We start from the raw sequence: 11,554 nt of genomic DNA, 5'->3' as shown, positions 1-11,554 counted from the left end.
ACGATTGAAACGTTCAGAGCCTACGTTCAGAGTCAGTCAACGCCTGATTGATCTTTAAAGCCCTGCGGGCTTTTCGCCTTATATCCCCGCCCGCATTGGGCGAGGGTTTACGGCGTTTTTCGCTAAAGTACAGTTTGTTTTATTTAATCAACCAATGATTTGATTAAATTTTTGCGACTTTCTTCGAGCTCATATTTTGACTCATTTCAGTTAAAATCTTCATAAAATTATCAATATGCGTACGCTCTGTATTTGGATTCATAAATACTGCTTTTTCACCTGGCAGATAAACATAACGATTATTTTTTGCATATTTAGAGCAAGCAATAGAATCAACCCAGTTAGTAAATAACCCCTCTCTGCCACGCTGTAAGAAAAGTTTTCTATGCCACTGCGTATTATGAACCATAAAGTCATAAGCTTCTTTATCCGTAGAACATGTTAGTTCTAAATCGAAAGCAACGTGAGGATCTTTTACTAAATTAGGATCATACAGTTTAAAGCCAACACTTGGTCCTTGGTTTTGTGGCACGATCACTTTCGCATTCCCCATCGCCAATAATTGATGACGCATATAGTTCGCGTTTTGCAAACAGTGAGCGATAATGGTTTGGTAACCTTCAATACCCATATAGTGCATTGCAGAATAAGCGCCAAAAATACCCACACCACTACGAGTACACTCAATAGTAGATTGTAAATGAGTCTGCCCTTCTAGCTCATGTTCAAAATAGGTGAAGTTTTCAGGATCGTTTTCAAGTGCCACAAAGTCATTGCCGTTTTTCACCAACACTAAACTTGAGGTATAAGGTACATAACCCCATTTGTGGAAGTCGATGGTAATAGAGTCGGCATATTTCAGATGCTTAAATTTTTCAACGTTCTGGCGTAAACCTTCTAAAGTGACATCGTTAATTGCCAGTGGATTACTGCTAAAATTATATTCTAAGAAGAAAATAATCGGCCAACCAACAGCTGCATCAACATGTACGTGTGGCTTAACAGAGATCTCAAACTCTTCACATAAACGGTCACGTAACTCACAAACACCTTTCACATCATCGACACCAAAGGTATCTGTTGTGCCAGTGGTTAACATAATCGTTGGCACTTTACACTTAACAGTAAAGCACGCTCTTAATTCACGCTCTAAGTGTTCTAAATTAATGGTGTTATCTTCAGACACCTTAATACGAATGGTCTTGTTATCAACATCAACGCCTAATAAGGCTAGGTTAGTCATATTTGAGTAGTGACCACCTTGAGAGTTAATGATGCGATAATCTTGATCTGCAGCCATACCTAAATGTTTAGAATTAGGCATAGATTTGCGTAAACCAAATAGATAACCATATAAGTTACACATGGTGCCACCTTGAGTGAACACACCAGATGCCACTTCTGGATCATAACCAACCAATTTAGCGACTTTTTTAATCGTCACTTTTTCTAAGGCATCTGCGACACCTGAATATTCACAATACACCATATTAGGGTTGCCCATTAACCCTAACATTGAACCATAAACACCCGGATCACTCGGCATTGCAATCACGTTTTCAACAGCTAACGGATTTTCCCAGTTTTTACACAGTGTCGACACTAACATCAGTAATTCATTAGGATCGTTTTCTGGGTAATTGATGTTTTGTTGAATTTGCGTATCCGTCATTAAACGTTCAAATAGTTGTTGCCCATTTGAGTAACGTTGTAATTGGTCATTATCGTTAGTGGTTGTTTTTCTAAACTGTGTAATCGATTGGATGGTTTTATCCTGAAATATCGGCCAATACTTCGGATCTCGGCTGAAAAAGTGAGCAATAACGTTGTGGTATTTCTTCTCGAATTCCGCATTCAGAATGTTAGCAGAAGATAGACCTAATAAATCTTGATTTTTCACTATATTCTCCAAATAGAAACCGACAAAAATTTAAATTGACTGCATAACAATACTATACATTTTCTAATTAATTTAGTTAGTGCTTCATGCGATCGCATAGTCTCTACTCATCATCACATAAAACAAAATATTTTATTTAATATCAATACAATAGAAATTTTTGGAAAGCTAAATTTACAGATGTTATTATTTTATATATATGCTTATGTGACTGACATCACAATGAAAATTAAGCTACAAACAAAAATAATCACCCGTAATACTATTAACTATTTGAAATATATTCAAAATATATTAATAACATGATAACCAACTGATATTATTGAACTCTTTATTTAATTAATTGAATTAATCTGTTATTTCTACAATTAGTACAACGAAAATTACATTTAATTTAGTCACACCGAACAAAATCAAACGAAATCACTATAATATTTTTCATAATTAGCTAATTAATTCTAATTTTAACCATTATTAGGTACAAAATATTAGATAAGACCAAGCTCACAGATAATACCCAATGAAAAGATAAACAAAGAAATTATTACAGTTGATTATTCTACTAATAACAGAAATATTAGTTAAAATGAAAGCTAGCAATCTAACTAAATAATCAGAATGTTTACTCTACATTTTTTGTGTTCTTTGCCGATACTAAGGTAATAGAGTAGGTAATTAACGGAGAACACAATATGAAAGCACATATCACTGTTGCTGCTGTATTCGTATTATTATCCGCAAGTGTCCATGCTGAAGAATTTACCTGCCAACTTGAAAATGGTAAGTATGTCAGCGTGTTCGTTGAACATGGAAAGCCACCTGTTTATCGCTATGGCACACTTGCAAAAACAGAGATAACACTACCTGTTCCTCAGCACCCCAATAATAATGTCTTTTATGGGCACCAAATGTTTGTTGCAGGTGCATCGACCTATATTCGTTTTAAAAATGGAAACTACAGCTATGTCGTTTATGACGGAGAAGGGAGAGGTTGGAATTTTAACGGTGTTATTGTCTATAAAGACAATGACATTATCAGTAAAAAAGAGTGCAAACAGCCATTAACACCCAGCTTAGATAATTTAAAAAATTACTCAATAAAAATGGATCCTTATTTAGAAACCTATATTTATGCTCCATAATTTCTAGATTTATTAATTAGACATAAAAAAACCCAATTCAAAATTGGGTTTTTTATTTTTAAGCAACAAAATGTATTGATTAGTCTTCTAATAACAGAACAGATTCTAATGCAATTTCAATCATTTCATTAAAGGTAGTTTGACGCTCTTCTGCTGTGGTCTGTGTACCTTTCTTGATGTGATCAGAGACAGTACAGATAGTCAGTGCTTTTGCGCCGTATTCAGCGGCAACACCGTAGATACCAGCTGCTTCCATTTCAACACCTAAGATGCCGTATTTTTCCATTACATCAAACATTTCTGGATCTGGAGAGTAGAACAGATCAGCAGAGAAGATATTACCAACGCGAACTTTAATATCTTTCGCTTTTGCTGCATCAACAGCATTTTGAACTAATTGGTAATCAGCAATAGCGGCGAAATCTTGGCCTTTGAAACGCAGACGGTTAACTTTAGAGTCTGTACATGCGCCCATACCAATAACAACATCACGCAGTTCAACATCTGGTAATACTGCACCACATGAACCCACACGGATGATAACTTTCACGCCGAAATCTGTAATTAATTCTTTTGCGTAAATTGAGCAGGAAGGAATACCCATGCCGTGGCCCATAACAGAAACTTTACGGCCTTTATACGTACCTGTAAAACCTAACATACCACGAACATTGTTTACTTGACGGACGTCTTGTAAAAAAGTTTCAGCGATGTATTTAGCACGAAGCGGGTCGCCCGGCATTAAAACGACATCAGCAAAATCGCCCATTTCTGCGTTAATATGAGGGGTAGCCATAATTCTTCCTTTTAATTGATCTTTTTACTATTTAAATATAATTCGGTAGGCATATTGCTATACCTACCGAAATAAAATTAAAACATTGCTTTACCATAATCGACAGGAGATAAGCCAAAGTATTTAGCAACAGTCTGACCGATATCAGCAAAGGTTTCACGGTGCCCCAATGAACCAGGTTTAACTTTTGGACCATAAACAAGAACAGGAATGTGTTCACGAGTATGATCAGAGCCAGGCCAAGTTGGGTCGCAACCATGGTCTGCTGTTAAGATAAGAATGTCATCTTCTTTAACCAGTTCCATTAATTCTGGTAAACGACGGTCAAATAACTCAAGTGCTTCACCATAACCAACTGCATCACGACGGTGACCGTAAGAAGAGTCAAAGTCAACAAAGTTGGTGAATACAATTGTGTTGTCACCTGCGAGTTTCATTTCTTCAAGTGTTGCATCAAACAGAGCATTAATACCCGTTGCTTTCACTTTCTTAGTAATACCTACGTTTGCGTAGATATCAGCAATTTTACCAATAGAAACAACGTGACCTTGTTTTTCATCAACCAGTTTTTTCAACATCGTTGGTGCTGGTGGCTCAACTGCTAAATCATGACGATTACCTGTACGGGAGAAGTTACCCGGTTTATCACCGATAAATGGACGCGCAATAACACGACCAATATTGTAATCACCTTTGTTTAGCTCATCACGAGCAATTTCACACAGCTCATATAATTTATCTAAACCGTAGGTTTCTTCATGACATGCAATTTGGAATACAGAGTCAGCAGAGGTATAGAAAATCGGCTTACCGGTTTTCATATGCTCTTCACCCAGTTCATCCAAAATCACTGTACCAGATGCGTGACAGTTACCTAAGTAGCCTGGTAATTTTGCACGCTTAACGATGTTATCTAACAGCGCTTGTGGGAATGAGTTTTTCAGTTCTTTAAAGTATCCCCAATCAAACAGAACAGGAACACCTGCGATTTCCCAGTGGCCTGACGGAGTATCTTTACCAGAAGAGATTTCACTCGCGTAGCCATAAGCACCGATAATTTCTGCATTTTTATCTAAACCAACAGGGAACTTGCCCGTTGATTCTTCTGCTGCTTTACCTAGACCTAAGCGGCAAAGATTAGGTAAATGAAGAGGACCTTTACGACCATCTCTATCTGCTTTACCTTCAGCAAACGCTTGTGCGATATGCCCTAAAGTGTCTGAACCTTGGTCACCGAATTTCTCCGCATCACCGGCAGCACCGATACCGAAGGAATCTAATACCATGATATGTACACGTTTCATAATTCTCTCTCCTGTGTCATTCTCCGTAGGCTACGGATATGTCACTTATAAATCGTCATTGAGTTCTTATTCGCTGATTTGGCGGTACACCATTGGTGAAGCTTCGCGTTTGCTGTCACCAATTACCATCGCTTTACGGACTTCAGCAGCAGCTTCTTGCCATGATTTTTCACTGTTAGCATGGATCATCGCTAAAGGTGTATCTGTATTGATCTCAGATCCAAGCGCTACGATGTCGCTTAAGCCAACACTGTAATCAATAGCATCAGTCGCTTTACGGCGACCACCACCCAATGTCACAACTGACATACCTAATGCGCGTGTATCCATTTCTGTGATGAACCCAGCTTTCTCAGCGAATACAGGTTTACTTAATACCGCAGTTGGCAGGTATTTATTGTAGTTTTCAACAAAATCAGTTGGGCCTTTCTGCGCGGCAACCATACGACCAAAGACTTCTGCCGCTTTACCGTTATCCAACACATCTTGTAGTTTTTGACGAGCTTGTTGACGATCATCCGCTAAACGGCCTGATACTAACATTTCAACACACAGCGCCATAGTGACTTCAAATAGACGTGGATTACGGTATTCACCTGTTAAAAATTGAACAGCTTCACGAACTTCAACCGCATTACCTGCGCTAGAAGCTAATACTTCGTTCATATCAGTTAACAGTGCCGTGGTTTGACAGCCTGCGCCATTTGCTACTTGGACAATTGACTCAGCCAGCTCTTCAGATTTTTGATAAGTCGGCATAAAGGCACCCGAGCCCACTTTAACATCCATCACTAATGCATCTAAACCTTCAGCTAATTTTTTACCTAAAATAGATGCAGTGATAAGCGGGATTGAATCAACTGTAGCAGTAATATCACGGGTAGCATAAAAGCGTTTGTCAGCTGGTGCTAATGAATTAGTCTGTCCAATAATAGCAACGCCAACATTGCGAATAATGTCGCGGAATTTCTCATCATCAGGGAAAATATCAAAGCCTGGAATTGCTTCAAGCTTATCTAATGTTCCACCTGTGTGGCCTAATCCACGACCAGAGATCATAGGAACATAACCGCCACAAGCCGCAACCATTGGACCTAACATCAGGGATGTAACATCACCTACACCACCCGTTGAATGTTTATCAACAATTGGGCCATTTAAATTTAGGCTTTTCCAGTTCAGTACTGTACCGGAATCACGCATGGCTAATGTCAAAGCAACACGCTCTGGCATTGTCATATCGTGGAAATAAATAGTCATTGCTAATGCAGCAATTTGACCTTCAGAAACAGTATTATCTCTGACGCCATTAATGAAAAAACGAATTTCTTCCTCAGTTAAAGGATGACCATCACGCTTTTTACGAATAATCTCTTGGGCAAGAAACACTGCAACCTCCTGGTTTTATAGCATTGGTAACGCCCACTATCATGAAAAGTGGGCGTATTTCACGAATGGATTAGTAACCACTAGATGATTTTTGTTCACCATGACCTAAAGTGGCTAATAAATTACCTAATAGGCTTGATGCACCAAAGCGGAAGTGACGGGCATCAACCCATTTGTCACCCATAATGCGGTTAGCCAATGCAAGGTATTGAGCAGCTTCTTCAGCGGTACGTACACCACCAGCCGGTTTGAAACCAACTTCTTTGCCAACGCCCATATCGTGGATCACTTGGATCATTAATTCAGCGCTTTCCAGTGTTGCATTTACAGGTACTTTACCTGTGGAGGTTTTAATAAAGTCTGCACCTGCTTTGATTGAAATTTCAGATGCTTTACGGATAAGCGCTGGATCTTTCAGCTCACCCGTTTCAATAATTACTTTCAGTAAAGCGCCAGCTTTTGCACAAGCTTCTTTACATGCTTTAACGATATCAAAACCGATTTGCTCGTTACCTGCCATCAATGCACGGTAAGGGAAAACAACATCAACCTCATCTGCGCCATAAGCTAATGCGGCTTTGGTTTCTGCTAATGCGATATCTAAATCATCATTACCATGAGGGAAGTTAGTTACGGTTGCGATACGGACGTCAGGAGTACCTTGTTCGCGTAACACTTTACGTGCTAACGGAATAAAACGTGGGTAGATACAAATAGCAGCAGTATTGCCTTCTGGGCTTTTAGCTTGATGACATAATGCCGTCACTTTGGCATCAGTGTCATCATCATTTAATGTAGTTAAATCCATCAAAGACAGCGCAAGGCGCGCTGCAGCGGTTAAATCTGTCATAAAACTCTCCAACGATGTTTCTCAAGCCCTTTTGGGCGTACGCTTAAGGTTAGCGATTAAATTTGTTGGCGAGCGGACTTGGTTCCTTGAAGATGTTGTTGCAGCTTAATACCACAACGACAGCTGAGCTCCCTCTCACCGCGCTATGCTCACTTCGGCGACCCGTCATTGAGCTTTCGCCATTCCATGAAGTTTCAGCACATCTTATTTGAACACGCTAGGGAACAATTAGATGTGCTTTGCGTCACACTAATCAAATGTAACTTGCAAGCAATGACATAAAAATGTGATGTAAATCACAATTAGGTCATTTTCTGGTTTAATGTTACTTGAATACCGTTTTTAAGTCGTCTTTATAACGCAAAAAAGCGTAATACATATTTAATGACAATCTCAGTGACCATATTCAATATAATCTGCGAAATATCTCACATACTAAAAGTAGTTAACATTACAACAGAAAACAAACATAAAAGAGCAGATAGGTAAATTACCCATCTGCTCTTTACAATTAAATCAATTAAGCGGCAACAACTGCCATTGCCGTTAATGCAAAGAAGAACCCTGCAATCGTGGCACTCATTAAGTTAGAAAGTGTACCTGCAAGTACTGCTTTCATACCTAAACGAGCAACGTCTTTACGACGGTTTGGTGCCATTCCACCTAAACCACCTAACAATACAGCAACAGAAGAGAGATTAGCAAAACCGCACAGTGCAAAAGAGATAATGATCTTCGTTTGATCAGATAGCACCATAAGTCCTGATCCCGCAACAATTGCGTCTTCTTTTAGGTATTTACTAAATTCAGAGTAAGCATAGAACTCATTGATAACAATTTTTTGTCCTATAAAAGAGCCGGCGATAGTTGCTTCACTCCAAGGCACGCCGATGAGGAAGGCGATTGGTGCAAAGATCCAACCTAGCACTAACTCTAATGAGAAGTTTTCATAGCCAAACCAGCCACCAATGCCACCAAGAATACCATTAACTAATGCAATCAAGGCAACGAAAGCAAGTAACATAGCACCGACGTTAAGGGCGAGTTGTAAACCTGAAGAGGCCCCCGCTGCTGCCGCATCGATAATATTGGCTGGTTTTTCTTCATCTGCCATTTTATCAAGTGCATCTTTTTGATCATCTGGTGTTTCTGTTTCAGGGATCAATAATTTAGCAAAGAGTAAACCACCAGGAGCCGCCATAAAGGAAGCTGTAATCAGATACTCCAACGGTACGCCCATGCTAGCGTATCCAGCAAGTACTGAACCCGCAACAGAGGCTAAACCACCACACATAACAGCAAAGAGTTCTGAGGTTGTCATTCTTGCAATATAAGGACGAACAACAAGCGGTGCTTCTGTTTGTCCAACAAAAATATTTGCAGTTGCAGACATAGATTCTGTTCGTGATGTACCCAGTACTTTTTGTAAACCACCACCAAGAATTTTGATGACGATTTGCATAATGCCAAGGTAATACAACACGGCAATTAGTGAAGAGAAAAACACGATAACAGGCAGTACGCGTAGGGCGAATACGAAACCGCCACCACCAAACAATTCGAACATTTTATCTGATACTAAGCCCGCAAAGAGGAAACTCATCCCATTATTGCCGTAATCAATAACATTCTTAACACTCTCAGAAACCGCAATAAGCACTTCGCGGCCACCGTCAGAATAAAGAACAAATGCACCTAAGCCAATCTGAATAAGGAATGCGCCACCAACTGTACGTAGTCTAATTGCACGTCGATTGCTGGAAAACAGAATGGCTATCAATATTAATGTTGCCATTCCGACCAAGCTCATAATGAGTTGCATTGAAGGGTCCCTGTTCACATAAAAATTTAATGGATTATCAATAATACCCTTACCAGAGCTTATTGACTCTTTTTGCCAGATAATTATACCTAGTCTAAGAAAAGAACCCTCAACATCCATCACAAATAGGGTCTGAAAAAAGTAACACAAAAGTCACAAATGAGAAGTAGATCACACAAAAAGAGGGGAAAACCGCATTATTGAATAGGTTGAATAGAGAGAAAACATCATCCGATTAACAAACCATGTATTCAATTTTAACCAGTAAAGTTAAATTCAATTCAAGAGCTAGATATTATCTTTTAACCGAAATAATTGTAGGCTATTAAAATAGAGTTGCTGAGCGATTATCTCAGGTGATCCTTGACGTAGCTCACAGAGTTGAGAAAAAATATATTGAATTCGTTCTGGGCGATTGGGTTCACCTTGAAAACCACTCACTGGCATATCAGGAGCATCTGTCTCTAATAATAGGTATTCTAGTGGTAACGAGGCAATTGCGCGACGAGTTTTTTGTGCTCGCTCATAAGTAATGGTTCCACCAACGCCAATAAAATAGCCTTGCTGAATAAACTTTTCAGCTTGTTGCAAACTTCCTGAAAAACCATGGATCACCCCTTTTCGAGGCACATCATAACGGCGTAAAAGTGCACTTAACTTATCGTGGGTTTTACGAGAATGCAGGATCACTGGCAAATCAAATTCAATTGCTAGTTTAAGCTGTGCGATTAAAAACGCCTCTTGCTTTTCTGCCTGGGGATTATTCATATAGCCATCAAGCCCTATCTCTCCGATGGCAACACAACGAGAAGTTGTTTTTAATTTTTGTTCTAATTCCAATAGATGCTGTTCAGTGTGCTCTTCAATATATAAAGGGTGTAACCCCAATGCACAATATAATTGATGGTAATGATTAGCTAACTCTGCAACAACATCAAAATTCCAACGTGCAACAGCAGGAATAATTATTTTTTCAACATGACCTTGATGCGCTTGTGACAAGCTATTGGCAATATCATCATAAAAAACGGGAAAATCAAAATGGCAGTGAGTATCAATAAATTTATTCATTCTGAATTTGTCTCACGTCAGGGTGTATACTTCGCGTTCCTTGTTGAATAATAGAAGCATTCTCTGCTTTATCAGCCTTCGCTTCTGTTTCAAACAAACTAAAGACTTTTTTATCGTGCTGTTTGAATTTTTTCTTAGAAAAGTGTTGACCAATTGTCGCCAGAAAATAGCGCCCACAACGTCTCCCCACATGATAATCATGATTTAATGCACTTAAACGACTTCCTAATGCACTTGATTGCAATGTAGTTGGTGGATATATTTCAACAACAACACTATCTTCTGGTGGAGATTGGATAAATTTAAGTGTCTCGGTATAGGTTTCTATATGGACTTGTGCCATCGCCATAAAGCGCTGTAAACGGCTATTTTCAAACCATTTCCCCATACGTTCAACCCATTCCGTTGTGTATTGATATTCAGAAGGAACTGTACGAATAACGATAATAGTACGACAACCTCGTCGATAAGCTTCTCTCACAGGAATAGCATCGCTGATACCACCATCATGATAAACAACATCATGAAATAAGACACCATTACGATAAAAAGCAGGAATAGCACTGGACGCTTTGATTATCTCAAGCCAAGTCATTTCATCGGGTTGAAAATAATTGGCCTGAAAATTATCAGAACGACTTGCAACCATATAAAATTCACGCCCCGTATCAAATCGGCGTAGTGCTGTTGGTATATCAAGAGGCATTTCTTTGGCTGTCGTGTCTATATACCAATCAAGATCAAGTAAATTGCCACCACGGACAAAGCGAATAGGGTTGAAGAATTGATTATTGGTTGTATAGCGATTAATAATTTTACGTGCATATCCACGCTGACCACAGGCAAAAGCAGACAAGTTTTGTGCTCCCGCAGATACCCCAAGTAAAACATCAAAGGGATCAAATCGTGATCGCATAAATTCATCAAGGACACCCGCAGTAAAGATCCCGCGTTGCCCCCCGCCTTCACAAACTAAAGCAACTTTACCTTGTGGCAGTGAAGATTGAAATTCGAGTGCAGTAATATTATTTAATGTGACAGGTATATACTTCCCCATAATGTCTCCTTTATACAACTTATCAAAGGATACCCGCACATTTTTTCGACGTCATTATTTTTCCGTACTCATTTAAATAAATTAGACAATATATTCTTAGCGAAAAACGCCGTAAACCCTCGCCCAATGCGGGCGGGGATATAAGGCGAAAAGCCCGCAGGGCTTTAAAGATCAATCAGGCGTTGACTGACTCTGAACGTAGGCTCTGAACGTTTCAATCGTT

9 protein-coding genes are annotated in these 11,554 nt (G+C 39.2%); 1 reads left to right on the top strand and 8 read right to left on the bottom strand.

Features of this window, described 5'->3' with window-relative positions; all coding sequences use genetic code 11:
* Window positions 1-163 precede the first annotated feature (163 nt).
* A complete protein-coding gene (locus tag QSH13_RS17950; RefSeq protein ID WP_109396279.1) occupies window positions 164-1,900 on the bottom strand; it encodes a pyridoxal phosphate-dependent decarboxylase family protein in 1,737 nt (578 codons plus the stop codon).
* A 692-nt stretch (window positions 1,901-2,592) separates the two neighbouring features.
* On the opposite strand from QSH13_RS17950, the gene QSH13_RS17945 reads away from it, so the two are divergent.
* Window positions 2,593-3,042 carry a hypothetical protein gene (locus QSH13_RS17945; RefSeq protein ID WP_109396280.1) on the top strand — a complete coding sequence of 150 codons (450 nt, stop codon included), beginning with the start codon at window positions 2,593-2,595 and terminating at the stop codon, window positions 3,040-3,042.
* A 79-nt stretch (window positions 3,043-3,121) separates the two neighbouring features.
* Here the strand turns inward: QSH13_RS17945 and deoD are convergent, their stop codons facing one another.
* From deoD to QSH13_RS17910, 7 genes are all read right to left on the bottom strand, one after another.
* Entirely contained in the window at window positions 3,122-3,838 is a 717-nt protein-coding gene (gene deoD, locus QSH13_RS17940; RefSeq protein WP_006536106.1) for a purine-nucleoside phosphorylase, read from the bottom strand.
* 77 nt (window positions 3,839-3,915) lie between these two features.
* Entirely contained in the window at window positions 3,916-5,142 is a 1,227-nt protein-coding gene (deoB, locus tag QSH13_RS17935) for a phosphopentomutase (protein WP_109396281.1), read from the bottom strand.
* Window positions 5,143-5,208: 66 nt separating this feature from the next.
* Window positions 5,209-6,531, bottom strand: coding sequence for a thymidine phosphorylase (deoA, locus tag QSH13_RS17930; protein ID WP_109406905.1), 1,323 nt, complete (start codon window positions 6,529-6,531; stop codon window positions 5,209-5,211).
* 70 nt (window positions 6,532-6,601) lie between these two features.
* Window positions 6,602-7,381: a deoxyribose-phosphate aldolase gene (deoC, locus tag QSH13_RS17925; protein ID WP_109396283.1), complete on the bottom strand. Its 780-nt coding sequence runs from the start codon at window positions 7,379-7,381 to the stop codon at window positions 6,602-6,604.
* A 520-nt stretch (window positions 7,382-7,901) separates the two neighbouring features.
* On the bottom strand, window positions 7,902-9,203 hold the full coding sequence (locus QSH13_RS17920; protein WP_109396284.1) for a NupC/NupG family nucleoside CNT transporter: 1,302 nt from the start codon (window positions 9,201-9,203) through the stop codon (window positions 7,902-7,904).
* A 288-nt stretch (window positions 9,204-9,491) separates the two neighbouring features.
* Window positions 9,492-10,274: a TatD family hydrolase gene (locus QSH13_RS17915; protein ID WP_286039421.1), complete on the bottom strand. Its 783-nt coding sequence runs from the start codon at window positions 10,272-10,274 to the stop codon at window positions 9,492-9,494.
* On the bottom strand, window positions 10,267-11,331 hold the full coding sequence (locus QSH13_RS17910; protein ID WP_109396286.1) for a patatin-like phospholipase family protein: 1,065 nt from the start codon (window positions 11,329-11,331) through the stop codon (window positions 10,267-10,269). The genes QSH13_RS17915 and QSH13_RS17910 overlap by 8 nt, the downstream gene beginning before the upstream one ends.
* Window positions 11,332-11,554 lie beyond the last annotated feature (223 nt).

The sequence above is a fragment of the Proteus faecis genome (assembly GCF_030286765.1).
In the GTDB taxonomy this organism is placed as follows: domain Bacteria; phylum Pseudomonadota; class Gammaproteobacteria; order Enterobacterales; family Enterobacteriaceae; genus Proteus; species Proteus faecis.
Note: the sequence above shows the minus strand (reverse complement) of the source record. Positions and strands in the feature narration are given on the sequence as shown.

Coding starts and splice junctions, on each gene's coding strand:
- QSH13_RS17910 (WP_109396286.1), bottom strand. CDS start 11,331: ATGGGGAAGTATATACCTGTCACATTAAATAATATTACTGCACTCGAA.
- QSH13_RS17920 (WP_109396284.1), bottom strand. CDS start 9,203: ATGCAACTCATTATGAGCTTGGTCGGAATGGCAACATTAATATTGATA.
- QSH13_RS17915 (WP_286039421.1), bottom strand. CDS start 10,274: ATGAATAAATTTATTGATACTCACTGCCATTTTGATTTTCCCGTTTTT.
- deoC (WP_109396283.1), bottom strand. CDS start 7,381: ATGACAGATTTAACCGCTGCAGCGCGCCTTGCGCTGTCTTTGATGGAT.
- deoD (WP_006536106.1), bottom strand. CDS start 3,838: ATGGCTACCCCTCATATTAACGCAGAAATGGGCGATTTTGCTGATGTC.
- QSH13_RS17945 (WP_109396280.1), top strand. CDS start 2,593: ATGAAAGCACATATCACTGTTGCTGCTGTATTCGTATTATTATCCGCA.
- deoB (WP_109396281.1), bottom strand. CDS start 5,142: ATGAAACGTGTACATATCATGGTATTAGATTCCTTCGGTATCGGTGCT.